Source organism: Pontibacillus sp. HN14, assembly GCF_021129245.1.
In the GTDB taxonomy this organism is placed as follows: Bacteria; Bacillota; Bacilli; order Bacillales; family BH030062; genus Pontibacillus.
The window spans coordinates 241,061-267,683 of the sequence record NZ_JAJOLR010000003.1; the positions used below are offsets into that span (position 1 = coordinate 241,061).

At 43.5% G+C, this 26,623-nt stretch carries 33 protein-coding genes and 1 riboswitch; of the genes, 9 read left to right on the top strand and 24 right to left on the bottom strand.

Annotation, left to right across the window (positions count from 1 at the left end; translation table 11 throughout):
- Positions 1-224: 224 nt before the first annotated feature.
- Positions 225-464 carry a hypothetical protein gene (locus LQ226_RS12395; RefSeq protein WP_231418225.1) on the top strand — a complete coding sequence of 80 codons (240 nt, stop codon included), beginning with the start codon at positions 225-227 and terminating at the stop codon, positions 462-464.
- Positions 465-526: 62 nt separating this feature from the next.
- Here LQ226_RS12395 and LQ226_RS12400 read toward each other — a convergent pair whose 3' ends face one another.
- Genes LQ226_RS12400 through LQ226_RS12410 form a run of 3 tightly spaced genes read right to left on the bottom strand, consistent with a single transcriptional unit; the run spans position 527 to position 2,392 of the window.
- The gene (locus LQ226_RS12400; RefSeq protein ID WP_231418226.1) at positions 527-892 is read right to left on the bottom strand and encodes a GntR family transcriptional regulator; all 366 of its coding nucleotides are present in this window, start codon (positions 890-892) and stop codon (positions 527-529) included.
- Positions 892-1,545, bottom strand: coding sequence for an ABC-2 transporter permease (locus LQ226_RS12405; protein ID WP_231418227.1), 654 nt, complete (start codon positions 1,543-1,545; stop codon positions 892-894). Before LQ226_RS12405 ends, LQ226_RS12400 begins: the two co-directional genes overlap by 1 nt.
- Positions 1,538-2,392 (bottom strand): ABC transporter ATP-binding protein, encoded by an 855-nt coding sequence (locus LQ226_RS12410; RefSeq protein ID WP_231418228.1) that lies wholly within the window; start codon positions 2,390-2,392, stop codon positions 1,538-1,540. The genes LQ226_RS12405 and LQ226_RS12410 overlap by 8 nt, the downstream gene beginning before the upstream one ends.
- A 702-nt stretch (positions 2,393-3,094) precedes the next feature.
- Here LQ226_RS12410 and LQ226_RS12415 point away from each other — a divergent pair.
- The 3 genes from LQ226_RS12415 to LQ226_RS12420 all read left to right on the top strand — a co-directional run bounded on the left by LQ226_RS12415 (position 3,095) and on the right by LQ226_RS12420 (position 5,149).
- Positions 3,095-4,336, top strand: a complete 1,242-nt coding sequence (locus tag LQ226_RS12415) for a dicarboxylate/amino acid:cation symporter (protein WP_231418229.1) — start codon at positions 3,095-3,097, stop codon at positions 4,334-4,336.
- A gap of 207 nt (positions 4,337-4,543) precedes the next feature.
- Positions 4,544-4,639, top strand: a complete 96-nt coding sequence (locus LQ226_RS21190; RefSeq protein ID WP_370635501.1) for a putative holin-like toxin — start codon at positions 4,544-4,546, stop codon at positions 4,637-4,639.
- 228 nt (positions 4,640-4,867) lie between these two features.
- Positions 4,868-5,149, top strand: coding sequence for a hypothetical protein (locus tag LQ226_RS12420; protein WP_231418230.1), 282 nt, complete (start codon positions 4,868-4,870; stop codon positions 5,147-5,149).
- A gap of 32 nt (positions 5,150-5,181) precedes the next feature.
- Here LQ226_RS12420 and LQ226_RS12425 read toward each other — a convergent pair whose 3' ends face one another.
- From LQ226_RS12425 to LQ226_RS12440, 4 genes are all read right to left on the bottom strand, one after another.
- A complete protein-coding gene (locus LQ226_RS12425; RefSeq protein ID WP_231418231.1) occupies positions 5,182-5,406 on the bottom strand; it encodes a hypothetical protein in 225 nt (74 codons plus the stop codon).
- A gap of 105 nt (positions 5,407-5,511) precedes the next feature.
- Positions 5,512-6,798, bottom strand: a complete 1,287-nt coding sequence (lysA, locus tag LQ226_RS12430) for a diaminopimelate decarboxylase (protein WP_231418232.1) — start codon at positions 6,796-6,798, stop codon at positions 5,512-5,514.
- Between the two features lie 93 nt (positions 6,799-6,891).
- Positions 6,892-7,066: riboswitch (Lysine riboswitch) on the bottom strand.
- A 272-nt stretch (positions 7,067-7,338) separates the two neighbouring features.
- The gene (locus LQ226_RS12435) at positions 7,339-7,788 is read right to left on the bottom strand and encodes a YkvA family protein (protein ID WP_231418233.1); all 450 of its coding nucleotides are present in this window, start codon (positions 7,786-7,788) and stop codon (positions 7,339-7,341) included.
- A gap of 182 nt (positions 7,789-7,970) precedes the next feature.
- A complete protein-coding gene (locus LQ226_RS12440; protein WP_231418234.1) occupies positions 7,971-8,270 on the bottom strand; it encodes a putative glycolipid-binding domain-containing protein in 300 nt (99 codons plus the stop codon).
- A 174-nt stretch (positions 8,271-8,444) separates the two neighbouring features.
- On the opposite strand from LQ226_RS12440, the gene LQ226_RS12445 reads away from it, so the two are divergent.
- Positions 8,445-9,299 (top strand): DUF2268 domain-containing putative Zn-dependent protease, encoded by an 855-nt coding sequence (locus tag LQ226_RS12445; protein ID WP_231418235.1) that lies wholly within the window; start codon positions 8,445-8,447, stop codon positions 9,297-9,299.
- A gap of 12 nt (positions 9,300-9,311) precedes the next feature.
- Positions 9,312-9,878: a DJ-1/PfpI family protein gene (locus tag LQ226_RS12450; RefSeq protein WP_231418236.1), complete on the top strand. Its 567-nt coding sequence runs from the start codon at positions 9,312-9,314 to the stop codon at positions 9,876-9,878.
- Between the two features lie 58 nt (positions 9,879-9,936).
- Here the strand turns inward: LQ226_RS12450 and rbsB are convergent, their stop codons facing one another.
- The 6 genes from rbsB to LQ226_RS12480 are packed head-to-tail and all read right to left on the bottom strand — an operon-like array spanning position 9,937 to position 15,592.
- On the bottom strand, positions 9,937-10,869 hold the full coding sequence (gene rbsB / locus LQ226_RS12455) for a ribose ABC transporter substrate-binding protein RbsB (RefSeq protein ID WP_231418237.1): 933 nt from the start codon (positions 10,867-10,869) through the stop codon (positions 9,937-9,939).
- Between the two features lie 10 nt (positions 10,870-10,879).
- A complete protein-coding gene (rbsC, locus tag LQ226_RS12460) occupies positions 10,880-11,836 on the bottom strand; it encodes an ABC transporter permease subunit (RefSeq protein WP_231418238.1) in 957 nt (318 codons plus the stop codon).
- The gene (locus tag LQ226_RS12465) at positions 11,829-13,319 is read right to left on the bottom strand and encodes a sugar ABC transporter ATP-binding protein (RefSeq protein WP_231418239.1); all 1,491 of its coding nucleotides are present in this window, start codon (positions 13,317-13,319) and stop codon (positions 11,829-11,831) included. Before LQ226_RS12465 ends, rbsC begins: the two co-directional genes overlap by 8 nt.
- A gap of 16 nt (positions 13,320-13,335) precedes the next feature.
- Complete coding sequence (gene rbsD / locus LQ226_RS12470; protein WP_231418240.1) at positions 13,336-13,722, bottom strand: D-ribose pyranase; 387 nt, start codon at positions 13,720-13,722, stop codon at positions 13,336-13,338.
- Positions 13,719-14,609, bottom strand: coding sequence for a ribokinase (gene rbsK, locus LQ226_RS12475; protein WP_231418241.1), 891 nt, complete (start codon positions 14,607-14,609; stop codon positions 13,719-13,721). The genes rbsD and rbsK overlap by 4 nt, the downstream gene beginning before the upstream one ends.
- A gap of 5 nt (positions 14,610-14,614) precedes the next feature.
- Entirely contained in the window at positions 14,615-15,592 is a 978-nt protein-coding gene (locus LQ226_RS12480; RefSeq protein ID WP_231418243.1) for a LacI family DNA-binding transcriptional regulator, read from the bottom strand.
- A gap of 467 nt (positions 15,593-16,059) precedes the next feature.
- Between LQ226_RS12480 and LQ226_RS12485 the strand changes: the two genes are divergently transcribed.
- The 3 genes from LQ226_RS12485 to LQ226_RS12495 all read left to right on the top strand — a co-directional run bounded on the left by LQ226_RS12485 (position 16,060) and on the right by LQ226_RS12495 (position 16,773).
- Positions 16,060-16,218 (top strand): hypothetical protein, encoded by a 159-nt coding sequence (locus tag LQ226_RS12485; RefSeq protein WP_231418245.1) that lies wholly within the window; start codon positions 16,060-16,062, stop codon positions 16,216-16,218.
- Positions 16,194-16,496: a hypothetical protein gene (locus LQ226_RS12490; RefSeq protein ID WP_231418247.1), complete on the top strand. Its 303-nt coding sequence runs from the start codon at positions 16,194-16,196 to the stop codon at positions 16,494-16,496. Before LQ226_RS12485 ends, LQ226_RS12490 begins: the two co-directional genes overlap by 25 nt.
- Positions 16,497-16,587: 91 nt before the next feature.
- The gene (locus tag LQ226_RS12495; protein WP_231418248.1) at positions 16,588-16,773 is read left to right on the top strand and encodes a hypothetical protein; all 186 of its coding nucleotides are present in this window, start codon (positions 16,588-16,590) and stop codon (positions 16,771-16,773) included.
- A gap of 71 nt (positions 16,774-16,844) precedes the next feature.
- Here the strand turns inward: LQ226_RS12495 and LQ226_RS12500 are convergent, their stop codons facing one another.
- From LQ226_RS12500 to LQ226_RS12550, 11 genes are all read right to left on the bottom strand, one after another.
- Positions 16,845-17,297, bottom strand: a complete 453-nt coding sequence (locus tag LQ226_RS12500) for a DUF4181 domain-containing protein (RefSeq protein ID WP_231418249.1) — start codon at positions 17,295-17,297, stop codon at positions 16,845-16,847.
- 273 nt (positions 17,298-17,570) lie between these two features.
- Positions 17,571-17,822 carry a hypothetical protein gene (locus LQ226_RS12505; RefSeq protein ID WP_231418250.1) on the bottom strand — a complete coding sequence of 84 codons (252 nt, stop codon included), beginning with the start codon at positions 17,820-17,822 and terminating at the stop codon, positions 17,571-17,573.
- A 36-nt stretch (positions 17,823-17,858) separates the two neighbouring features.
- Entirely contained in the window at positions 17,859-18,059 is a 201-nt protein-coding gene (locus tag LQ226_RS12510) for a hypothetical protein (protein ID WP_231418251.1), read from the bottom strand.
- 260 nt (positions 18,060-18,319) lie between these two features.
- Positions 18,320-18,739 carry an arsenate reductase (thioredoxin) gene (gene arsC, locus LQ226_RS12515; protein ID WP_231418252.1) on the bottom strand — a complete coding sequence of 140 codons (420 nt, stop codon included), beginning with the start codon at positions 18,737-18,739 and terminating at the stop codon, positions 18,320-18,322.
- 13 nt (positions 18,740-18,752) lie between these two features.
- A complete protein-coding gene (locus LQ226_RS12520; RefSeq protein ID WP_231418254.1) occupies positions 18,753-18,902 on the bottom strand; it encodes a hypothetical protein in 150 nt (49 codons plus the stop codon).
- A 25-nt stretch (positions 18,903-18,927) separates the two neighbouring features.
- Entirely contained in the window at positions 18,928-20,220 is a 1,293-nt protein-coding gene (locus LQ226_RS12525; protein ID WP_231418256.1) for an arsenic transporter, read from the bottom strand.
- A 15-nt stretch (positions 20,221-20,235) separates the two neighbouring features.
- The gene (locus tag LQ226_RS12530; RefSeq protein ID WP_231418258.1) at positions 20,236-20,580 is read right to left on the bottom strand and encodes an ArsR/SmtB family transcription factor; all 345 of its coding nucleotides are present in this window, start codon (positions 20,578-20,580) and stop codon (positions 20,236-20,238) included.
- A gap of 413 nt (positions 20,581-20,993) precedes the next feature.
- Positions 20,994-22,499, bottom strand: coding sequence for a glycoside hydrolase family 32 protein (locus LQ226_RS12535; RefSeq protein ID WP_231418261.1), 1,506 nt, complete (start codon positions 22,497-22,499; stop codon positions 20,994-20,996).
- A 25-nt stretch (positions 22,500-22,524) separates the two neighbouring features.
- Positions 22,525-23,127: a YesL family protein gene (locus LQ226_RS12540; RefSeq protein ID WP_231418263.1), complete on the bottom strand. Its 603-nt coding sequence runs from the start codon at positions 23,125-23,127 to the stop codon at positions 22,525-22,527.
- A 27-nt stretch (positions 23,128-23,154) separates the two neighbouring features.
- Entirely contained in the window at positions 23,155-24,183 is a 1,029-nt protein-coding gene (locus tag LQ226_RS12545; protein ID WP_231418266.1) for a LacI family DNA-binding transcriptional regulator, read from the bottom strand.
- Positions 24,184-24,428: 245 nt separating this feature from the next.
- Positions 24,429-26,618: a GH32 C-terminal domain-containing protein gene (locus tag LQ226_RS12550; protein ID WP_231418268.1), complete on the bottom strand. Its 2,190-nt coding sequence runs from the start codon at positions 26,616-26,618 to the stop codon at positions 24,429-24,431.
- Positions 26,619-26,623: the final 5 nt, after the last annotated feature.

Here is a 26,623-nt window from a genome sequence, read left to right on the forward strand (position 1 = left end):
ACAAATAACACCACAATACCTATAATGATCCCTTTTAGTAGCTTCAAAACACAATCCCCCTATTTCCCTCTTAAACCTATCATAAATTTTTCTGACCCCATTTTACTGGATGATATATGGAAGTAAAACCCTTAATTACGTTATATTAAAATCTTTGCTAAACTGTGTTTATACAAAAGAACGTATTACAGTAGTGTCTATATTTTGAAAGGGTGTTAGTAAATATGTCGATTGTAAGGCTCCCTATTTTCAGGGCGGTCGTATATTGCTTATTGGTTCTAGTGTTATTATTCTCTGATTCTTTAAACTATCTTAACTTTTTTGCTATTAGTGTAATCTATGTCGTGATCCAAAGACTAGCTCTAAGGTATGAATTTGACCGATCCACTAACAATAAACTTATTGATTTTGGTTGGTTACCTATTGTTATTGCAACCATGGTGACAGTTATGGTGACAGTATAAAAGAGCCGCATAAAATGCGGCTCTTAGTGGGTTTCATTCGTATTTCCATTTTTTAAATCCACTTAATAAACCTTCTTCAGAAGTTCCATAACTTCTTCTATCGTCAGACCAAAGGATTTGTAATACGAAATATCAACAGCCATTTGCTCTTCGACCATTTCATTACGCTTTTGAATCATCTCTTCAGAGGAGAGTTCAGCCACGAAGCATCCCTTCCCCGTTATTGTATAGATCAACCCACATCGCTCAAGCTCTTCCCACGCTTTTTTGATCGTTATAATACTCACACGCAGTTCCTTCGCAGCTTGGCGTATGGAGGGTAAGTGATATCCTTTTTCAATTTCACCCTTGAGGATTTGAGCACTAATCTGTTCAAAAAGCTGCTGATAGATTGGTTTTTCAGAGGTATTTGAAATAGCTATGTTCATTAAATATCCACTTTCTTAAATCGTTTAATAGCAATATAATAAGCAATAATCGTAAATCCTGCAAATATTGCCATTCCAGCTAATAGAATGGGAACGTGGATCGCTAGATTATCTGAACCGCTGCCTTTAAACAGATCAAACATCATAGAATTTTTGATTCCTAACCACTCAGCACCTCCCGCAAATAGCATCGCACCTGTGATGGCAGCTATGGTAGGGGCGCCAAATTTGTAGGCTGTCTTAAAATACATAGATATGAAGATTAGATTGAATATGGCTAGCATGATAAAACCAAGTCCCCAAAACCCTACCGTTGGCCCAAAGAAGAAGTTTTGGATATTCGGATATAAGTGCGTACTAATGATGCCAAAGAACACTGCCGTTACAATGTGCAATAATTCTAAGATTACAATAACGGCCACTTTCGCTTTTACTATATCGTTTTTCGTGACAGGCATCATAAGAGAAAACTCTAAATCATTCTGTGATTTATAAGCCCCGCATATATTAGGTACTGTTATCCAGCAAAAGTACAGGAGTACAATAAAGTATAACCATCCTGGAATTAACATTAACGCTCCGGTCAGAAAGGGTAATAGATAAAAGAAGGGATTTACGCCTAGCTTTAATTCCTTCAAAAGTAAATTATACATACTGCCCCTCCCTTTTTGAGAAATAGATCATGATCTCTTCAAGATTAGGCCGCGCTGAGCGAATATCGAGCGTCGGGTCAAAATCTTGATTATGGATCAATCCTGTAAAGCCAAATGAATTCTTTTTGTAGGAAATTAAATCGTCTTTAACCTTTTCAAGTTGACTTTCATCCCCATTCAACAACCGATATGTGTTAATAAATTCATCTTTCTCAGCGCTATTAATGATTTCTCCGTTATGAATATAGGTAATATAATCCGCACATTTTTCTAAATCAGAAGTAATATGAGTCGAGAAAAGAATACTAATTTCGCCTTCCTCCACCAACTCTTGAAATAGGTCTAACAAATTGTCTCTTGCTACAGGATCAAGTCCACTTGTCGGTTCATCAAGGATAAGTAGTTTCGAACCATGGGATAAAGCAAGCGCCAAATTGTACTTTACTTTCATCCCTTCAGACAATTGGGCGATTTTTTTGTTCTCATCTAAGTCAAACCTTTTAAGATAATTGTTGTAGGTTTCTTCATCCCAATTCGTATAAAACTTCTTAATCACATTCGTCACGTTTTTGATTTTACTTCTCGTATAATAATTGACCCCGCCAAAGGCATACCCAATCACTTGCTTCATTTCGAGTTCATGCTCGATGAAGTTCTTACCCAAGGTACTAATTTCCCCACTATCAAACTGAGTCAGATTCAAAATGGATTTTATTGTGGTTGTTTTACCAGCCCCATTCGCACCGATAAATCCCATGATATATCCTTTCTGTAGTTGAAAAGAAACATCTTTTAACTGAAATTGCTCATATTTCTTGTTCAGATTTTTGACTTCCAAAGCCATCATAGGAAAGCTCCTCTCCAAAACCGTATATACTGTGTATACCTTATATACACAATATACCCTTAGGACAAGACTTCTGTCAATTACTTTTGGAATTCATTTCAAGTCATTATAAAAGGACCAAACACGTTAGATGGATCTAAACTGTCCTACATTCCGAACAACAGAACTATCCCTTCTACACAATCCATGATAAAATTCGTAAGGACATCATAGTAGATGGGGCCGTCTTTATTGACTAGTGCTTGGGGTGTCTGGGGAACGACTCGCTTTCCACGGGCGAGCTGTCGAGCCTCCTCGGGCAAAAATCGTGCCCTGCGGGGTCTCGTCGACTTCTTTCTCCCGCAGGAGTCTCCCCGTTCCCCAGACACTCCTTATCTAAGTTTGATGAGACGGCCCTCCAGCTTTGGGTGGTCGCGTAGATTCAACTCTATTTTCTAATATGGCATGTTTTCCGTTCTTCTAAATATGGCAAAGGTGGTTCGGGAAATTGCGAGACTCCTGCGGCAAAAGGAGCCAGTCTAGTTCCAGCGTGGAGGAGGCTTTTAAGGGAATAATGAAGTTCGACTAAGACCGTCACGTCAATCGCCAACGTCGAATGACCCCACCTCGTGTGGGGCCCGTGGAAAGCGAGTCGTTCCCAAGACACCCCAACCACTCATCAAACGTAACGGTCCCAATTATAAAGACAAAGGAGGAAACTCGTTGAAAAAACTCTTCAACACCTACATAGAAACATCTTTCGTACTTAAAATGTTTGTCGGCTTTCTAGCCGGTACACTGCTCGCCCTTGCGATCGGGGAACAGGCAACAGTGGTTAAACCACTAGGCGATTTATTAATTAACTTGTTAAAACTCATTGCGATTCCGGTCATCTTCCTAACGGTCGTCCTAGCTGTGGATCAAATGAACCTACCCACTCTCGGCCGTATGGGTGGAAAGCTCATCCTTTACTATATCGCTACAACGGCAGCTGCGGTGTTCATCGGTCTTGGACTTGGCTTTCTAGTCGACCCTGGTAAGAATCTTGAGCTTCCGAATGCAGACGTCGAGAAACCAGATACACCGTCTTTCGGTGATGTGTTGATGAACATTATCCCGGACAATATTGTCGCACCGTTTGTAAACGGGGATCTGATGTCGATTCTTTTCTTATCGGTCATTATCGGCATTGCGATTTCAACGATGAAGTTCTCAACTGATGAGAAGATGAAGGAATATGGTGAGCTTTTAGACCGCTTCTTCCAGGCGCTAAATGAACTCTTTTACAAGCTCTTAAAAGGCATTCTGTTATATGCGCCGATTGGAATCTTCGGGGTGAGTGCCTCGTCCTTTGGTGGCCAAGGATGGGAAACGCTTCAGTCCTTGCTTAGCTTTACAGCTGTCTTTTATGCAGGTGTGGCTCTTCTATGGATTCTTGTGTATACATCATTCCTTAAGCTATCAGGTCATTCGCTGAAGCCGTTCTTCTCTGCTACGAAGGACGCCTATACAACAGCCTTCTTCACTTCAAGTAGTGTGGCGTCCCTCCCAGTTGCCATTGATACAGCTAAGAAGGCTGGCATCTCAGAGCGTGTCGCTCATTTCACCCTTCCGCTCGGGGCAGTCTTCAACTCTGATGGCGGAGCCCTGCGTATGGGCGTTTCGATTGTGTTCGCGGCAAACATTACAGACTTATCCCTGTCTGTTGGAGACTTCTTCACGATCGTAGTGATCGGAACCCTTCTATCCGTCGGAACAGCAGGGGTTCCAGCAGCTGGTCTTGTGACCTTATCTGCAGTATTAACGATGTTCAACCTGCCCCTTGAAATCGTCGCGCTCATTGCGGGTGTCGATGTTTTAATTGGTATGGCCGGTACGGCTTCGAACGTATTTGGAGATATTGTTGGAGCGGCCGTCGTGGATCGTTCAGAAGAAAAGGTTGGGAAGACGAAGAAAACAGCCTAGACCTTGATAAAAAAAACGGACTCCCTATTCCAATTAGGAGTCCGTTTTTTATGTAACTTTAGCACCATCCCTTGTATAAGGATTGATGGAAGCAAGAACCTTATGACAATAAGTTAAATATTGTAAAACAGTTATGGTATACTGTTCCTAACAGTTTAACCGTTGGGGTGGGCGGTCTATTCCTCTGCGAAGGCGGAGGTGAAAGCCGTGGATTTACAAGTTGTAATAACGTTTGGCATTTTTCTTGTAGCGTTGCTCAACTTAATTGTCGTATTAATCGAAAAGATTAGTAACAAAAAATAATCCACCCCAACGCCGCCGGAAAGGTGTTTAGGGTGGATTATTTCATCTCTAAAATCATCGCAGCCGGCCGCTCTTCAAAGCGGATAAGCTGTTGTTGAGTCCAGTGTACCAGCACTGGGCTCTTTCTTAATAGTATGGTTAATCTACTTTAATTATACAATACCTTATACGATTTAAAAAAGGAATATACACAACCCATTAAATGAAAAAAACAAGGAGAGGATCACATTGAATTACGTTATTCTTTTATGTTCTTTAGTTTTATCCACTTTGGGATCTGTTCTGCTACTCAAAAAGAAAAGCCACAAACGTTTAAGCATGCTACTAGCGCTTGTCTTAAACGCCTCTCTACTCGGAACGCTGACATGGATTTCTTACCGCATGAGTGCGGAGGCAACGGTATTTGGAATCGGGCAGACGAACGTTTATGAACTGATCTTTGCCATCCCGATCCTGACTTGGTTCAACTTTATTATCCTTCAGTTTGTACCAAGCACGGAAATGGAATAACGGGGCGAACGAATTCGCCCTGTACTCATACTTTACAAGAGTGCTGCGATAAACAGGCTCAAAGATACAGCTAAATAAACAATCCCCCGCCTTTTACTTTTATCTCTTAATTCTTCTATCCCAAATCCTAAATTCAGAACAGCCACAAGAGGAAAAATAACCTCAATCGGCCAATCAATCGGATTGATCAACAGATGATACACACATAAACCGATCATAACAGCTGCCAAACCTAAGTTCACTTTCTGCAAAACCATGTTTAAGCCCCCTCTTAAACGAACCGAACCTTCACCATCCAAAAGTTGGTAAATATTGTACTAAGCTTAACATAGGGAGGAATCCTTTACCACACATATCCTTTTCTATTGATCTTTCCTTACCAAATCCTCATACGTCTCACGCTCGATTACGACGCGGGACTCCCCCTTGTCGGCGAATACAACAGCGGGTCGTGGAATGCGATTATAGTTGCTCGCCATGGAATACCCGTAAGCTCCTGTACTGAACACAGCGAGAATATCTCCGTAATTGGTAGGAGGCAACATCAGATCCCAGATCAGCATATCTCCTGATTCACAGCACTTTCCGGCTACGCTTACGAGTTCTGTCGAATCCTCGTCCGGTCGATTGGCTAACATCGCCTGGTACCTTGCCTGATAAAGCGCTGGGCGGATGTTGTCTGTCATCCCACCGTCCACCGTGATATACGTGCGGAGATCGGGGATGATTTTCTTCGATCCGACTTTATAAAGCGTTGTCCCCGCTTCTGCTACCATGCTTCTACCTGGTTCTATCCACACTTCCGGATAAGGGAGTTCGTGAGTCGTATAATGCTTTTTCACACTTTCTGAAATAGCCGTAACATATTCAGAAATGGTCAGCGGCTGATCGTCTTCTGTGTATCGAACGCCAAATCCTCCTCCAACGTTCAGAACAGGTAGCGCTAATCCGTACTTCTTGTTCATCTGATACACAAATCCTGTTAAGATCTGAATCGCCTGATCAAAACCTTCTGTTCCAAACATTTGCGAACCAATATGAGAATGGATGCCTAGCAGTTTATATTGAGGTTTACGGGCAGCAATTTGGATCGCCGTTTCAGCCTGGCCGTTTGATAAACCGAATCCGAATTTCGAATCTTCTTGTCCCGTCATAATGTATTCGTGCGTATGAGCTTCTACACCAGGCGTTACACGGAGCAGGATACTCACTTCTTGATTACGCTTGCTGGCAAGATCATGTAGCATCTCAAGCTCTAGGAAGTTATCAACGACAAAACAGCCGATCTCTGCATCGAGTGCCATCGCTAATTCCTCTTCTGATTTGTTATTTCCATGAAAGTGAATGCGGGCTGCCGGGAATCCAGCTTCAAGAGCCGTGTAAAGCTCACCACCTGAAACGACATCTAGGGATAACGCTTCTTCATTAGCTAATCGGGCCATTTCTTTACATAAGAAAGCTTTACTCGCATAAGCCACCTGAAAGTCGAGTTCGCTTGACTCGAAAGCGCTACGGAAAGCACGGGCGTTACGTCGAATCATGCCCTCATCATACACCATGAGCGGTGTGCCGTATTCTTCTACTAGCTTATCCGTACTCACCCCACCGATTTCTAATGAATGTCGTACGTTCGCTTCAACTGTTTGCATGTATAAATCTCCTTTTGTCTCCTCTGCAACACAAAAAAACCGTATGAAGCGATGTTCATACGGTTCTTCTTATTTGAAGAATATGTACAACATCTCTTCAATAGTGCTCCACAATTTAACATTGCGACAGTCTGGCATTTGTTTAATACCAGCCCAACAAAGAATAGAATGGCTATTCTTAGTCTCGGCGATCTGCCTTTCCCTTCCCTTCGCCGGACCCATTGTCCTCTGGAAAGCTACTCATCATACTCGCGCCTCTATTGTCAGAGAGAGTTATTATATAGTTTATTATGGTTCAAAACTATACCATTCTTTTTGAACGACTGTCAATCATACGCCTCTTGGAAAAAGTATCTTACCTTAAGAAATATTCGGTTGCTGCAATAAACAACACGACGACAACTGCCGTCATCCACACAAACCAGTCCGGAACGTATGCCCATTCAAACATCATTCCCACGCCCTTCCCGAATTTCAATCTACTCTCATCATACAGAAAAAGACTTTTCTAAGTAACCCTACTCAGAAAAGTCTTCACGATCAGCCTTCAGCGGGGCGGTCCGATTCATGGGGATCTTCTAAGTCATCCACATTAATCGAATCTCCGAAGAGCTTCTTCATGCGCTCCTTCGCTTCAGCGCGAACATCGTCATTGATATGAGACAACACCTGGTACACGGCGTAAATAATAACGGCACTGTCATCAGCGAACCCAACTGCCGGAATTAAGTCGGGGATTGCATCTACTGGTAGGATTAAGTATCCGAGTGCGCCGGCAATGGTTAGTTTCGCTTTCTTTGGGGTGTCTGGATTTTTGAATGCGTAGAATAGGAGCAGGCTATAGTATACGCCTTTCTTTCCAAGGCGACCGCTATAGGCGCGTACTTTCTCGCCGAATTCTTTTTCTGAGAAATAGGCACGCCCTCGTTCTATGGCGCGGGCTGGGTTTAGGTTTTTTAAGCGTTGTTGATAGGTCTTCTTTTCCTCCATGGTCCCTCTCCTTTAATGGAATGATCATGGTTTCTGTTTTCCCTGAATAGTGCGGATTTATTCCTGCTCACTAAATGTTGAGGAATTGTTTCCGTTTGCTTTAATGGAGGATAAGGCGGGCCTGGAAACCACTCGCTTTCCGCGGCGAGCTGGGAAGCCTCCTCGTTCCTGCGGGGTCTCCCCTAGGCTCCTCTTGCCGCAGGAGTCTCGCAGTTTCCAGGCCCGCCTTTGCCAAATTGGGAGGAGACGGAAACGCGCCATACAGTGGATGAAGAGTAGGAATGATTCTCGTCTTCTTGCACATCAACGCGTCTTGTTAGCCAATTCTTGTCCATGGTGATGCGGTAGGTAATATGATGAATATCTTCTTTTGAGGCAAAAAGGACGACTCCTTGTGCTGTAATGTTCCCTTCCTCTTTACTAATCTTTAAGTGTTCACTCCCTGAATGTTCGATATGCTGCCAGAATACTTTTTTCTCCATACCTTCACCCCTTCTATTTCATCCTCTTCCTATTATTCTATAGATGATCCATAAACCTCAGTTTCTGTCTCTACTGAATACGATGACATTATTACTACGTAACATTATAACAAGGTTTATGGAAATTTTTGTAGAAAGGTAGTGTGAAGGGATATAGAGGAAAGGGGAAGGTTGATGAAGATTATTGATGTGGTAGAGCCTTTTGTAAAGGATTACAAACCAACCGTCTTTTACTTAGATGAGTATTACAGCACCTATCAGCAAGATTATGAGCAGTACTTCATGTATCACTGTTTACATAAGGAACAAAAGAAAGAGCGAGCGATTCGTCTACATCCTAAGAAACTACCAGAGCTTTTGCCTATGCGGGATGTATTCCTGAGAGAGATTCCGCGGATTGCTGGTGAGTATGAATCAATGTTTTCGATTCAATTTACGAAAGACGTCCATTTACTGGTTGGGTTATATGGAAGTAATGCGTTTACCTATCGTCAATATAACCCGGAAGTGGCTTTTTGTTTAGAGAAACTTCCTTACAATGAGAAATCGATTCGGTTAATTATTGCCCATGAATTCGGTCATGCCACGCACTTTGTTTATAGCAATCAGAACAACCTTTCTTGGGACCTTGTCGATTGGAATAGTCCCTACACTTGGCTATTGCAGGAAGGGATTGCTACTTACCTTTCCACAAGAATCGTTGAAGCTGATCTTGATGAATACTTCTCGTTTGAAGCAGATGTAGAATGGATTTCCTTCGCTCAAGAACAGGAGGCAAGGATCGCTAGCTTATTCCAAGAAGACGTCGAAAATATAGACGCTCGTTCCATGATGAAAGAGTGGTTTTCTATAAATGGTGGAGCTCATCTTGGAGTTACGCGTTTGGGGTATTACCTTGGGTACCAAATCGTTACCAATCTGCTCAAACGGTATGATATAGAAGAGATCTTAATGTTATGGGAGAAGGATTCGTTTACGGCGATCATGAAGGAAGAACTACAACAGATAAGGTACGTATCAAGAAAATAAAAAAATGAAAGGATGGATCCATTGAAAGCATTATTCCTATTATATGATGGCTATGTTGATTGGGAGATTAGCCCTCTTTCCTACATCCTAAGCGTGACCAATTGTGAGGTTGAAACGACGGCTCTCCAGTCGGAGGTGACGCACTGCGGACAATTTACAGTGAACGTTACAAAAACGATAGACGAATGCGTGGCTGATGAGTATGATCTTTTCATTATTCCAGGAGGAGATCCTGAGCCGCTTTTAGAAGAACGTCAAATCTTGAACCTCATTCAGGAATTTGATCAGAAGAACAAGTGGATTGCTGCGATTTGCGGAGCTTCTACTTTCTTAGGGAGAAGCTCTGTTTTACGAGAAAGGGAGTATTCTACATCGATCGAAATAGAAGACTTTCCTACTTGCTTTGATCCGGCTTATAAAAGTAAAGCTGATGTGACGGTGTGCGAGAATTTGATTACCGCTGAAGGAAATGCGTATGTTGAATTTGCGGTGGCTGTTGGGAAAGAGCTTGCTTTATTTGAAGATCGTGAGGATGAACTAGAGACCGTTTTATTCTTTAAAAATCAGTTAAGAAGTTAATACGAAACCCGGGTCTTAGACAGTTTACTGCATAAGACCCGGGTTCTCTATAACATTTTTATTCTTCTACATTTTCTTCTGTCACAAGTTTAAGCGGTACCGGAATTGTTTCTTCAACTTCTTCTCCATCAAGGACATCTTGGCCAGCTTGTACAGCAAGTTTACCGATCTCAATCGGTTGCTGAGCGACGGTTGCGGATAGGTTACCGCTCTTGATACTACTCATGGCATCGTCATTACCGTCAAATCCTACAACAAGAATATCGCGGCCTGAGCTTTGTATCGCTTGATACGCCCCAAGGGCCATTTCGTCATTGTGCGCGAAGACGGCTTCGATGTCTGGGTTCCCTTGTAGCATGTTTTCCATCGTATTCAGACCTTCTGTGCGGTCGAAGTTGGCGGTTTGTTTCGCCACAACGTCTAACTGTTCATCAGCGATATTGTGGAATCCTGCTCCACGTTCACGGGTAGCAGATGCACCTGGAACGCCTTCTAGTTCAGCGACTTTGGCGCCTTCACCAACTTGCTCCACAATGTACTTCCCGGCCATTTCGCCGCCTTTTTCGTTATCTGAGCTGACTAACGTTTCGACGTCTCCTTTTTCAGCGGAGCGATCCAGTGTAATGACTGGGATGCCTAGACTGTTAGCAGACTGAACGGCTGTTGAGATTGCTGCTGAGTCCGTTGGGTTAATGAGCAGAACATCAACGCCCTGTTGAATTAAATCCTCTACATCGTTGACCTGTTTCGCTGCGTCATTCTGAGCGTCAACGACTACGGCTTCCATTCCCTGTGCTTTCGCCTCTTGCTCGACGCCTTCTTTCATCGATACGAAGAAAGGATTATTTAATGTAGAAACGGATAGTCCGACCTTCACGTCCCCTTCCCCGTTGCCTGAGCTTGGCTTCGCCCATTCAGGCGGTTGCAGGGAACAGGCGCTAAGGAAAATAAGGACGAGGCTCATCGTTAATAATAGACGTAATTTTCTCATGTTTATCCCCCTATGCTGCTTTCTTTCGGTCAATTAATACGGCGATGATAATAACGACACCCTTCACAACCATCTGGAAGAAGGAAGAAACGCCAAGTAGATTCAAGCCATTATTCAGCGTACCGATAATAAGTGCACCAATTAGTGTTCCTACAATTAAACCACGTCCACCTGATAGACTCGTTCCACCTAGTACAACAGCGGCAATTGCGTCTAACTCGTACGCTTCACCCGCTGTTGGCTGAGCCGAATCAAGACGGGATACTAGAATTGCACCTGCAAGGGCAGACAATAGACCTGCAAGGGAATACACCATTACTTTCACGCGTGATACATTAATTCCTGAAATAAGAGCCGCTTTTTCATTTCCACCAATCGCATACGTCTTACGACCGAATGGCGTTTTGTGTAAAATCACCCACAGAACAGCGAAAGCAAGAAACATCGTAATCGCTGGTACCGGAATGCCTAGGAAGTACCCACGTCCGAACAACTGGAATGCATAGCTATCGCCAAGACCTGTAATCGGGTTTCCGTCTGTATACACAAGCGTTAAACCGCGGAACATCGTCATGGTTGCAAGAGTTGCGATAAACGGTGCCATTTTTCCTTTTGTCACGAGTAGACCGTTCACAGCTCCCATTACCGCACCTAGTAAACAACCAATAATAATTGATAGAATCGGATCAAGACCAGACACCATCATGCCTGCCATTAAAGCACTCGACAATGCCAGTACGGAACCGACCGATAAATCAATTCCACCTGTTAAGATAACGAACGTCATTCCATAAGCGATTAGTGCATTAATCGCGACTTGCCTGAAAAGATTTAATAAGTTCAATGGATCTAAGAAACTTGAGTTAAAAATCGATACAACGATAATAAGAGCGAGCAGTCCGACAAACGGACCTAATTTCTGTGTGATGTTTCCTACCTGTTTTGCCCCTTTGATTGCACTATCCATTCACTTGACCCCCTGTTGCTAATGTCATTATTTTCTCCTGATCGGCTTCATCCCGGTTCAGCTCTCCTGCAATGGTCCCCTCATGTACAACGAGAACACGGTCGCTCATGCCAAGAACTTCTGGTAGTTCTGAAGACACCATAATGATGGCTACTCCGCGGTCTGTCAGTTCATTCATTAACTGATAGATCTCCCGCTTCGCCCCGACGTCTACTCCGCGAGTTGGTTCATCTAAGATCAGCACTTTCGGACCAATCCCAATCCATTTCGCAATGACGACTTTTTGCTGATTTCCGCCTGATAGATTCTTCGCTTCTGTTTTAGAAGATTCTGTTTTAACCGTGAGGCGTTTAATTAGCATGTCGACAAATTCTTGTTCTTCTTTTTCCTGAATTAAGCTATTCTTCGTAAAGCTCCGTAAGCTCGGTAAGGCAATGTTGTCTTTAATCGGAAAGTCTAAAACAAGACCTTCTCCTTTTCGGTCTTCTGTAATAAATCCTAGACCTAGCTTCACCGCCTGACTTGGATTCTTTACATCTACTTTCTGGCCATTGACGAAGATCTCGCCTTCGTACTTCCCATCTAAGCCAAAAAGCGTACGCATGATCTCTGTGCGGCCTGCTCCCATTAATCCGGCCACTCCGACAATTTCACCAGCGCGAGCGGTAAAGTGAACATCCCGAAAGACCCCTTTTCGCCCGAGCCCTTTCACTTCAAGCACTGACTCACCCGGCTCGGGAGTTCGTTCCGGGAATCGGTCTGTAAGTTCTCTTCCGACCATCTTCCTTACGACATCATCAAAACTCGTCTCTGGAATTGGTGTGGTATCAACCGTTTGACCATCTCGCATGACGGTAATCCGGTCGCAAATCGTAAAGATCTCTTCCATACGGTGCGAAATGTACACGATTGATACCCCTTGTTTTTTTAACGAACGAATAACATCGAATAGCTTCTCAATCTCACGGTCAGTAAGAGCAGCTGACGGCTCGTCCATAATGATCACTTTCGCATCGGTCATGAGTGCTTTTGCGATTTCAATCATTTGCTGTTCCCCGACTGAGCACTGACCAGCTTCTTTATGAAGGGGAATCGAAACCGCTAGTTTCTCAAATTGCTCGTTCGCAATCGCTTTCATTTTTTTCGTTTGAATAAGACCAAACTTGGTCACAGGCTCTTTATTGATAAACAAGTTCTCTAATACCGTTAGATCCGGCCAAACATTGAGCTCTTGATGGATAAACGCGATCCCAAATTCCTCGGCTTCTTTTGGATTAGCAAACGTACGCGCTTCCCCGTCGATCATAACGGTCCCTTCGTCTTTCTGATGAAGGCCTGTGAGAATTTTCATTAATGTCGATTTCCCCGCTCCGTTCTCTCCCATTAGAGCGTGAACCTCTCCTGATTCAATTTCCATATCCACACCTTCGAGCACCTTATTGGTCCCGAAGGCTTTGTGAATGTTCTCCATAGAGATCTTCATGTTTCATCCCCCTTTGTTAGAACGTAACGCCAGCGTGCAGGATACAGTTTGCATAAGGGGTAACTTCCCCTGTTCGAATGACGGCTTTAGCGTTCTTCAGCTGTTGTTTCAACGATTCATGTGAGATGTAAGCAACGTCTTCGAATGATTTCTTAAACCCCTCATGTACGTCTTGATTCTGTTCCATTTCGTTCGCAACGGTCGTTTTCTCCACAACCATCTCTTCCTTTAATAGAGCAACGACATCCAAGAAGCGGGGAACCCCCTGCTGTAAGGATAGGTCGATCTTAGGCACCCCAACTGGTATCGGAAGGCCGGCATCGGCCACAACAATGGTGTCGGTATGACCGAGATCAGCGAGTATTTTGGCTATATGACTGTTTAGGATCCCGTTACGCTTCATTTGTTCAGCTCCTTCTCTACTTCCGTTCTGGTTGGCATGCCACCCTGGGCCCCGAAGGCTGTAACCGATAAGGCAGCTGCTTGATTCGCAAATCGCAAGGAGTCAAACAACGCTTTACCTTCAGCGATGGCTGTTGCAAAGGCTGCGTTAAACGTGTCTCCTGCCCCTGTTGTATCAACAGCTTCTACCGGGAAAGATGGCACAACGACCTCCTCCTGTTCATTAAAGAAACGAACGCCCGCTTTTCCTTCTGTTATAAACAGCTTGTTCGGATAACGCTTCAATATATCTGAAAGGGTCTCTCCCTCAAATAAAAGGGCAGCTTCGTGTTCATTAGGCGTGAGATAACTCACTTGTTCAATGACCTCTTGTGGGATCTCTCTCGCTGGTGCCGGATTTAATAGAAGTGGAACGCCTAACTCTTTACACAAGCGAGCTGTCTCGATCACCGTTTCTTCTGGTATCTCTTGCTGAATTAAGACCACATCACACTCGGCTAGTCGCACGCGAGCTTTGTTCACGTAGTCTGGCGTAACGTGATCATTCGCGCCTTTCACAACTACGATGCTGTTATCTCCTTCAGCTAAAATAATGTGCGCCGTTCCACTCTTGGTATGTGTAACCGGTTCCACATAGTCGGTATGAATCCCTTCCCGGTTCAGATTCTCCAAAATTTCCGTTCCATATGGATCATCTCCTACCCGTCCGATCATGTGGACGTCAGCTCCAAGTCTAGCGGCCGCAACGGCTTGATTGGCTCCTTTTCCTCCTGGGACGGTTTCAAAAGACTCCCCTAAAACCGTCTCCCCAGCTAATGGACGTCTGTCCGAGGTAACCACTAAGTCCATCGACGAACTGCCTATAACTGCAATTTTTGGTTTATTCATGATCTTCATTCCTTTCTAGTCGTATCTCGTTCTATAAATTCAACTGGCATCTCAATCGTCGTCTCGATCCCTGGTTCTTTCTTAATCGTCTGTAAAAGTAACTCCGCTGCCGCTTGCCCCATTTCATAAGCTGGCTGGCGGATCGTGGATAGGGGCGGGTAAGAAAGACTGCTTTGCGGGATATCGTCATACCCGATAATTTGTAAGTCTTCAGGAATTCGCTTACCGAGCCTAAGCGCTTCGTGGATAATGGCGATTCCAACAATGTCATTACTGGCGATGACCCCGTCTGTGTTCGGATATTTCTGAAACAGCTCTTCCGCCCATCCTTTTGCGTCTTCAAAAGAATAAGACGTGGTGGCGAGTACAGAAAAATCAATATCCGCTTCACTCAACACTTCTACCGCTCCTTTGAAACGGTCTTGTGCAGGTTTCACGTGGGCAGGCCCTTTCATGAGTGTAATCCTCTCGGCTCCTTTTTCAATGAGGGTGCGCGCCGCTAGCCTTCCACCTTCCCGACCATCGCTATAAACAGAAGGATACTGATCTGTTGTACGATCTAATAGGACAAGGGGAATCTGTAAGGCGTCATAAATATTTTGATCCACATGGTTTGTCGCTGAAATCATGCCAACGACGTTATTCTGGACGAACGTCTGAATATAATCAAGTTCTTTCTCTAGTTCTTCATCGCTGTTTCCAAGTAACAGCCGATAGCCCGACTGATTCACTGTATCTTCAATCCCTCTGGCAAGCTGAGGGAAGAATGGGTTCGTTATGTCTGGTAATAATAGTCCGATCAGTTTCGATTCCCGTTTATACAGGGAGCGAGCGACTTCGTTCGGACTATAATTTAATGTATTCATGGCCTTCTGGACTTTCTTTTTCGTTTCTTCCCCTACGTAGCCATTTTCGTTTAGCACGCGTGAAACGGTGGCTACTGATACACCTGCCTCACGGGCAACGTCTTTAATGGTAATCATGTTTTCACTCCCTGGGTTATGTGTAACCGGTTACACATAACTTAACATAGGTTTGTAATCGTTTTCAATACTATTTTTTTAATTTAATTGTTTCTTTGTGTTAACTCAGGAGGTTTAGAGAATGTTTCCGTTAGCTTATGTTGGAGTGAAAGGTGGTTCGGGAAATCACTCGCTTTCCGCGGCGAGCTGGGGAGCCTCCTCAATCGCTACGCGCTTTCCGGGGTCTCCCCTAGGCTCCTACTGCCGCAGGAGTCTCGCAATTTCCCGAACCACCTCTGCCATATATGGTGTAACGGAAACATACCATATGCGGAAATTCAAGTACCTTCCCGCTCTTAAGAGGGGGCCGTGAAAAGCGAGTAGTCTCCCATTCCAAGACTCTTCAAACATGACGGTCCATTCAGGTTAGAAGGTTCGTGCAGATTCATACATTAAATGGTAATATATTGGATATAGGAGGGATGGATATGTTAGCTACACCCTTTGGTCCTCTTCAACTGATTGTAGATGGCAGGGACATTCCGTATCAGGCTGTTCGTCTCCCAGTTGATCGCTCCTGTCCGGATGTTGAGGGTTGCTTTAGAGGAAGGAGTGTTTTGACTTGGGTAAACGTCATGCTTTTTTGAGCCAGTCTTTCATTGGCCTCATGTTATGTGTGGTCTGGTTTTTCTTATCTGCTTTTTCAGAAGGGTTTCATCGATTTGTTCTGCATGAGATCGGATGGCATCCGTTACTAGTTACAATCATCGTTCCTCTTTTTGTTTTTGTGTGGGGAATCGTTGAGTTGGTTAAAGTGAATCAACCTATAACTTCTTTGGTTAATCTAGGCGTCATGATCGGATCACTGCTTCTTTCCGCGGTTTCTTTATTTACTCTTTTCATGGGCCTCCTTTACTTAGATTAGATATGAACTTAATCGACTATACATTTTCTGTTAACTCTAAATATTTTTGTGTTAACATTATAATAAAGAAAATGTTGGTTAGGGGGATTTAATGAATAATCGTGTTCGATTTATAGTTGGGATCATTGGCTGTATCTTGTTATTTGGCATGGGGCTATACCAACTTGCCTTTGGACCTGAGGGAAACTATCCCGACTGGTTGTTGTGGTTTTTTGTCATCAGTTCTCCTATCTCTGCGATGGGAATGTATAGAAATTATAAGAGTGCGTCTCCGTGATGCACAAACGGCAAATAAGAACGCTTGGGTTATAAAACCCAAGCGTTTTTAAATCTTATTTATTGAGTTTACTAGCTACTAATCCATCCTAATAGAGATTCTATATTAGCCATAATAATAAGACCAACTATTAGCACTATGGTTGTACTAATATACTGTTTTGAATCTTTTATATAGATAAACTCTATAACTGCCTGAAATCCTAACAATAAGGCTAGATAGGTCATCCAATATAACTTCACAAAGTGATCTGAACCTTCTTCGATGGCAAACCATAATGTGCTTAAGAAGATGACTAGTAAAATCCCCCGGCCCCATCTATCGATATGTTTACCAGGTGTTTCCGAAACTTTTTTCTTTTGTATCCCAAATGTTTTGTTTGTTACTTTTTCTATAACAAGCATCAAAAGAAGTAAAACTAGAAAAAAAACTACATATTTCATATAATCCCCTTTGCTATTTAAACATTTAACCCACCCCGTTAATACTACAAGGAAAATTTCTATTAGATTTAATAGTTCCATTATGCTATACTAGTCTAGCGATGAGCTGAATTGCATAAGACGAGATTGACGCGCCTTTATGGCAAGGCACTAATGTGGAGTGCTGTCTCTCGCCGCAATACGCAAAGACGTCCTTCATAGGACGTCTTTTATTTTTGGAAAAATGGGCTCCTCGATATGTTAAACCCTTGTGCAATTTGTCGTAAACATAAATTCTTCTAGCATCTCTCAATATTAACTGCCACATTTGACAGTTTCTTGTTCAGCTATCGCACCCCTTAGTGCAGTAACAAATTATTTTCTTTTGAACCATTCACATAATTTGTTTACACCAAACGCAAATCCAAATAATGTTAATCCAAATAGTAATCCAAGAAGTGCCATAGGTAACATTACAAAAAGTATAAAAAAGTTACTTGGTACTATTTGAGGCAATACAAAATATAGTAATGCACTAATAACCATAACTATTAATGTAATTACAGCCACTTTCATTACATTGTTCATCTTATGAAAACATGAACAAGTAGCCCATACATTTGTCATTAGTTACTCCCCCTTGCGTTTTGTTATATCTGTATTTCAATTTAACTTATCCGCTATATCCCATAATAAACCGACAATAACACCTAAAAATATTGATATCCCATAAAGGTGAGTCATGTCGGAATCTGACGAAATACTTAATACAGCATTAACCGTCCATCCTGCTACGCCTCCTCCAATTACAGATATTAATGTTAGTCCTTCATTTCTCTTTTTTTCAGCTTTTTTCACTTTCACTATGTAACACTCCCTGTTTAGCCATATTCATAATTCCTTTATTAAACAATCTTGCCGCGTTAGTTTACGTACATCCCTTCACAAACTCACCAATCATTTTAACATATTCTAACAGTCCACTATCCTAATTTAATAAATCAGCAAATGTATAAACATTTACTCCAAAAAAGAAATAGCACAAAGACAACAGCTATTGTCTTTGTGCTAGTTGATCTGCTATTCGAATGTTTCTAACAAAAGTGCAACTGCTTTTCTTAGATTTATTCCCCTGTTTCAGCAAAGTGCTTAATGCGCTCGCCAATCTCGTCACGGACACGCTGGAAGAATGCCCATTTTTCTTCTTCTGTTCCTTCTGCTTTCGCTGGGTCATCAAATCCCCAGTGCTCTCTTCGAACGTGAGCCGGTGTCATTGGACATTTGTCGTTTGCATCGCCACAAAGGGTTACGACAAAGGCAGCGTTATTTAGGATCTCTGGATCAATGATATCTGACGTTTGATCTGTGATATCCATATCCACTTCTTTCATCGCTTTTACCGCATTCGGATTCAGGCCGTGTGCCTCAATACCAGCGCTTTTCACGTCCCATTTGTCACCAAGGTAGTGTTTGCCCCACGCTTCAGCCATTTGGCTACGGCAAGAGTTTCCTGTACATAAGAAGTATAAAACGGGTTTGTTCATGTTGGTGTCTCCTTTATTGTTCGTTATTTTTAATGATGATTTTAAGAAGAGACTTCATCTCTTCCTGGTCTTTTTGCTGCTTTTTTAGCATCGTTCCAAGATGATGAACTTTGAACGATAGATAAATGATGATTAGAAATGAAACTAGTATAACGAATGGCATTCTTTTCTCCTATTTAAGGTTAGACTTACAGCAGTAGCAACGTGAGATAAAGCCCCACTAGTGTAATAAATAGTGTTGGTACCGTAAGAATAATCCCGATCTTGAAGTAGTATCCCCATGAGATCTTCACGCCTTTTTGAGATAGAACATGAAGCCAGAGTAACGTTGCCAGGGAACCGATTGGCGTAATCTTCGGACCTAAGTCACTTCCGATTACGTTCGCATAAATGAGTCCTTCTTTCATAATGCCCGTTGCACTAGAATCAGCGATCGCGATGGCATCAATCATGACAGTCGGCATGTTATTCATAACAGAAGATAATAGCGCAGCAATGAAGCCCATCGCTACTGTGCCGACAAACAAGCCTTGATCCGCTGCTGCTTCAATCACGTTCGCTAACACGTCGGTTAATCCAACATTACGAAGTCCGTATACGACAACGTACATGCCGATCGAGAAGAACACAATCGCCCACGGTGCTCCTTTTACAACCTTACCTGTCTCCACAACCGAGCTTCTTCGTGCCATCAGTAAGAAGAAGATCGCAACAATTCCTGCGATAATCGACACCGGTACGGTCAAAAATTCACTGGCGAAGTAGCCAACAAGGAGGACCCCAAGTACCCACCACGAAAGGCGGAACATCGTGTGATCCTGAATGGCTTCTTTCGGCTCCCGTAACTGAGTGACGTCGTATTTACGCGGAATGTCTTTGCGGAAATACAAGAAGAGCACAATAATACTAGCCACTAATGAGAAGATATTCGGAATAATCATGCGGGAAGCATATTCAATAAATCCGATATCAAAGAAGTCAGCTGATACGATATTCACGAGGTTACTCACCACAAGTGGCAATGAAGTCGTGTCGGCGATAAATCCACTTGCCATAATAAATGGAAAGATCTTTCTTTCCTCGAAGTTCAGCGCCCGTACCATCGCAAGTACGATCGGCGTTAAGATCAAAGCAGCCCCGTCATTTGCGAAAAGAGCAGCGACCCCTGCCCCGAGTACAGATATGAATATAAACATTTTTAATCCATTACCGTCAGAAAGGCGAGCCATATGAAGAGCGGCCCATTCGAAAAATCCAATCTCATCTAAAATTAATGAAATGATAATAATAGCAATAAACGCTAAGGTCGCGTTCCATACGATGCCGGTTACCGTTACAACGTCTCCGAAATCCACAACGCCCGCCACTAATGCCAATACAGCTCCGGCACATGCGCTCCAACCGATTCCAAGGTTCTTCGGCTGCCAGATAACAAAGACAAGCGTAATGAGGAAGATCGCGACTGCAATTCCTACATTCATTCTCTAAAACTCCTCCTACTCACACACAATCCGTTTACCAGACTGCTCGAGTGCTTCTATTTTCTCCTTCTGATCAGGCATATGCGTAAGTATGTCTGAAATGAGATCAACGGCCGCATGATCCTCATTAAGAGAATAAAACATCCAATGCCCTTGCCGCTTCTCCTTCACAATTCCCGCGCTGCGTAATTTTTTTAGATGCTGACTGACAGAAGGCTGAGACATCTCCAAGATCTCCACCAGTTCACACACGCAAAGTTCCTGATCCTTCAAAAGCCCAACAATCGTCAAGCGCGTCTGATCCCCTACTAGTTTCAGAACTTTAGAGCTTTCCTCTACTGATAATAATGGTTGACTCATCTACCTGACCTCCTTTTTAAGGGGTGATATGTAGTTTCATATGCAAATCCAATACGATTATATAAGCGTTCTTTTATATAAGTCAATGCTTATATTCAAAAAAATCCCCCCCTTCATTATCTGGATTCATCTGTGCCCTTTTGAAAGCTCTTAACCTTCGAAAGGGCACAGACTCAAAGGCTCTCTTACCTTTTAAGGTCTAATGTCATGAAAAAGGTCACAGATCTAGCTCTTCTATGACCTTTTCACACTCTTTAACAATGAAAAGGTAACAGATTAAGCCTCTCTCTTCCCTTTTAGACTAAAATGTACCCCGAAATGTCACAGAACCACCAGCAGAGCCACCCGAGACAGACCCCGCTTCAAAAGCCCACAAAAAAACACTCTGACCTAAAAGACCAGAGTGTTTCCATTTATTCTGAAACCTGTTTCCACACCGATTTAAGTGGCGAAACCCTTGCTTTGTGCACATAAGCCGTTCCATCTGTTGAGAGCTCGAGCCCAAGACTTTCTTCACCTGGGAAAACAAGATTCGTCAGCACGACCTCACCGTCTCCACCGAACACCTCAACAGATGACCAATCCACAAACACCCTGAGTTTCAGACGTCCATCAGGTACGTTTAACGTAATCGATTGCGTCATGGCGAAAGATTGATGGAAAGAGGCATCTCCTGAGCGTCTTCGATCAAATGATAGCGTGCTGCTTGAGACATCGTACTCGATGACAGTCTCTTCTTTCTCTGATTGTAAAAGCCCGAGTCGAACGCTCCCTGTATACGTCACATCAAGATCAAGCTCAAGATCAAGTGCATTCCCTTTAAGCCCTTTAAACAGATTCCCACCAGACTTTAACTCCATATCTTCAAACGTTTGACCCTCATTACGAATCGATTCAATATCAGGAACTGGTGTCTGGATTAAGCGGAACCCTTCGCGCGTTGTTTTTAAAGAAAGTTCTCTAGGAAGCGTCATCGCACTTCTCCAGGTTGAGGTCGGCGTATCAATGGCATAGCGCCAGTTGCTCATCCATCCCATAAATACACGTCTCCCTGACGCCATCGGAAGGTCAGACCATGTGACTCCTGCATAGTTATCCCAGCCACGGTCTACCCACAGAACCTTCGCACTATCGTGGTCATTTACAAACGTCTTGCCATCGAACTCGCCTACAAAGTACTGCGTTTTCGAGCCTTCTTCTACATCCGGTTCATCTCCAAGGCTGACGAGAAGCACCCACTTCTTCTTATCCGTCGAGTGATCAACCGGAAGCTGAAACAAGTCCGGGCATTCCCATACACCCTGATGAGACCCTTCTCCGTCGCCAAACTCACTTACAAACTCCCAGTCTATAAGATTAAGAGACGTATACATGCTGACCGTTTGGCCAGAAGCAATCACCATCACCCAGCGCCCTGTATCCTCGTGCCAGAATACTTTCGGATCCCGGAAATCTATAATTCTTGGCTCAGCGAGAACCGGATTTCCATCATAAGGCGTCCATGTCCGTCCATTGTCTTTACTATACGCAAGACTCTGGCGCTGACGGGGTTTATCCGTTCCAGGATACTCATCCGCATGTGTAAAAATGGCCACAAGCCCGCTTTCGCCTCCAAAGAAGCCGGTAGTATCATGCCAATCCACCACGGCACTTCCTGAGAAAATCATGCCGTTCTCATCTGGCTTAAGCGCAATCGGCAAGTGCTCCCAGTGTACCAAGTCTTTACTGACCGCGTGGCCCCAGTGCATCGGTCCCCACACATTACTATTAGGATGGTATTGGTAGAAGAGATGATACTCCCCGTTGTAATACACCATTCCATTCGGGTCATTCATCCAGTTCTTCTCTGGCGTAAAGTGGAACTGCGGCCGGTATTTCTCCTGGTAATAGCTTGTTGATGCTGTATGCTCGACTGTCATCGTGAACATCCTTTCTACTCCATCGTTAGGATTCATATACGCTCAGCGTGTTAAACGCTTTTAAGAAAATGAAGCAAACAAAATAGGCAAAGAAACTCGTTATGAAAAATAAGCCTGCCGGATTCATAAATAAAAAGTATCCGGTTCCAATTGAAACGAAGCTTAAAAGGATGGTATAAAGCGGATTAGCTATTAATAAAAGAAGCGCATTCCGGATTAGGAAATACCACGTCGTTTGTACATGAGCCATCATTGGGAACACATACATCGTAAGAAGACCATACAAGAGCGCTACTGCGATGGTTAAACAGAAAAGAATCGTTTGGGTGATAGAGCCTGAGGGTTCAATCAGCTGAAAGTTCCCATATAGAGAAAGACCGATAATCGTCCATATGACAGATAGCCCTATACCTTGACGGAAGTTTTCTTTAAACAGCTTAAAGAATGGACGGAAAACGCCGTCCTCCTTGTTCTCTAGCTGCCACGCTCTCACGACACCAAACATCGCCACAGTAGAAGGGAAAATCGTGATAACAGGGATACAAGAAATCGCCCAAACAACGCTTAAAAGCAGAAAGTCAACGAGCTTCTCGATATATACGAACAGCTTACTCTTATAAATCCCCATTTCGTGTTCCTCCCTTTCTTTAGCGCGTTAGCATGACTGTCTTTCTTCAAGGCGCGAAGGTAGACTGATATGCCTCGTCTCCGCCTCACGATCTTCCAATCTCGCAATCAATAATTCAGCTGCTTGTTCTCCGATTTCATGAATAGGCTGCTTGATCACCGTCAGAGGCGGATTCGTAGCCTCCGTCCACTCGTAGTTATCATAACCAATCATGGCGAGGTCGTCTGGGACTTTAATATTCCGTTCGTTCAATGTCACCACAGATCCTAAGGTGAGGATATTGTTGGCCACCATCACCGCTGTACAGTTTGTTTCCTCAAGCAATTGCGCCATCGCTTTTTTACCCGCTTCTAATGAAGGCTCTTCAATGACTACATGTTCTTCTTTATAGGAGAGATCATACTCTCTTAAAGCATCTTTATATCCAGCTATTCGTTCATTACTTGTGGTTAATCCGAGGGGACCTGAGATATAGCCAATATCTTTATGACCTTTCTCGATTAATAAACGAATCGCATCGTATGTGCCCTTATAGTTATCGACAAGAACGCAGTCACAATCTATGCCCATTGGTTCTCGGTCTATAAACACGATTGGCATTTGTTGCTCGAATTCCTTCAGGTAACTATGATCCCCGTAGGTCGGGGCCATAATGAGGCCATCAATCATTTGGTTTTTGAACATGTTTATTTGCTGCATTTCACTCTCAATATCTTCATTAGAGTTGCTTAAGATCAGCTGATAACCGACTTCCTTCAGCTTCTTCTCAATGCTATGAGCCACAGCCATAAAGAAGAATCCGGATGTATCCATTTCTTTCGCCGGAATAATCAAGCCAATCGTTTTAGAAGCATTACTCCTAAGACTTCTTGCAATGAAGTTCGGGCTATAGTTGAGTTCTTTCATCGCGTCGTATACTTTTTTCTTTGTATTCTCCGCGACATACCGCGTTCCGTTAATCACATGAGAAACGGTAGCAGTTGAAACCCCCGCCTGTTGTGCGACATCCTTCATTCTTGATCTCATTCCGTTTCCATCATCTCTTATGGTGCTCATAGCATATTCTCCTCTGCATTAAGTACTATTTTTCCATTCATATCTAAAAAATCTAGCAAGTATTATAATGATCGAACGTAATCGATTACGTTTCTAGTAAAAAAATTTAGCAAACACGAATAGAAACCGTTTTCATTGTTGATCTATCAATAGTATACGGTTTTCATAGTCTTATTGTCAAACCTCTTCCTTCCCCTACAAGGAGGGGAAGGAAGCCCTTTTTGATGTGCTCTTTCACATGAATATTAGTGAATCGAATTCATCTCCCAAACGTCTAAAGAAACAATCTCTGCCTCATCACTTCCCCAGAGCTCAACTCCCTCTGCTATAACTCTAGGATATGTCCTTGTCGTGATGCTTTTTAACCCATTGGCATAGCACTCAACCATAGAACGATCCACATAAATGTGAAGATCTATGTCCTTCCCACCAATATCAAGGGGGCCTCCTTGTTCCTCTCCATTAGCCTTTCGAACATTTAACGTCCCTTTCTCCCGGTTGTAATAGACAAGCGTCCCTTCTGAACGGTCTTCCGATTGACGCACTTTCACGCCAGCTCTGTCTCCACTTACCTTTAAGCGAATCTCAAGCCGATCTCCTTTTACGTGAGCTAATTGTTCACTGGCCTGATCCAACGAACCATCTTTAAATGTGAGCAACTTCTCCCCGCGTAAACGTTGAAGCTCCTCAATTGGCCTCATACCTAACTGACCATCTTCCCTGAGCCACAACTCAACAGGAAGTCCTCCATTGTGAGCCCAGCCCGCATCATATTCTTCCTGCAAACTTCTCCGCCCCTGAGCAATTGTAAACAGGATGACTCTCCCTGTTTTCGGATCTTTCATGGCGCTTGGTCCTGTGAAATGAAAATCTCCAAGGTCCATAAGCTTTGGCTCATCAAAGTCAGCAGTAAACGTAAGGGAGCTTACATCCCACTCTCCAATCCAGTAAAACACTTCAACATCAGCTCCTTCTCCAACAGGGCTAATAATGAAGATGTGTTTCTTGTCACTGATTGGCAGCAGAATCGGCAACTCCCACACTTCACCTAAATAAGGGTAGTTCTGCTCCCGATCTGAACGAAGAACGCCTTTATACTCCCAATCTACTAAATTATTAGAAGCAAAAAGTAGAACAGCGCCACATACTCCCTCAATTCCTGAAGCGACAATCTGATACCACGTCTCCCCTTCTTTCCATACAAACGGATCCCGGAAGCCATCGTGATGAAGCCCTTCACCCTCAGGTTGTAACGTGACAGGTTCAGGATGCTTCTCCCACTTCGTTAACATGGGGTCTTGATCCTCGGTGTATGTACTCTGGGCGAGACCCGTCATTTGATTGGGGGCTTTTGTTTTGTTCCCTGCTGTAAAGAATAAGACAGGTGTCCCGTCTTCCCCGTAAGTGGCATTGCCTGACCAAATTCCATCAGGAGCAAGGTCATCGTCTTCAGTTTCAATGGCTACAGGTAAATCGCGCCAATGCACCAAATCCTCACTCACCCAGTGGCCCCATTGAATATTGCCCCAGTAAGGTCCTTGAGGATTATGCTGGTAGAATAAATGATAATACCCATTAAAATAGAGGGGCGCATGTGGTTCATTCATCCAGTGACCTGGTGCTGTTAGATGATACTTCGGTTTATGTGGGTCCTGGTCATAGATCTCACGCCTGATCGATATTTCTTCATAGCTAATTGATGGAAGGATCCCCTTCGTTTTATTAAGCTTATTTTGAAATCGCTCCTGAATCTCTTGATCGGACTGCACTTCATTTTGAATAGAAATTTCATCGATAAGTCCACCAAACGTGTTCAGATTAAAAACGCCGCCAATAGAGATTGGATCATTATGCCTTCCGATATAGAAAGGACCAGGAAAGGGTTCCATTTTAATAGGAGAGGCAAACGATTCACAGGCTACTCGCTCCCCATTCAAATAAAGAGTAATAGCCTCGCCACTAAACGTTGCAACGATGTACGACCACTCTCGAATCGGGAGAGATTTAGAGGCCCATACTTTAATCAATGTTTCCCCAGTCCCTACCTTTAGAGCCCATTTTCCGTGCTGATGCAAGCCTAACATAAACCCTTGCTTGTTCCTGCTATTCAACTGGCTTACGATACCAGTTAACCGTTCATCCTCATTGCCTCCAAATGAACGAGGGGCAACCCAGGCCTGAATGGTAAAAGAATCTGTCATCGCATCTCTTATCCCCTCTTCACGTTCAATCCACGTTGAGTATCCGTCAAAGAGGAGCGCTTGATCCACTATTCCTTGTCGCCACTGTGGTTCACGGATGGCTTCAACGGAATGGTTGCTGAACACATAATGAATTGAGTCCTGTTGCCTACTCACCCCATCATTTACCTTGCTCCCATAGCCTTCATTGAAAGCCCAGTGCGCCACAATCTGTTTTGTTTCATTTGAGAACATTCCAT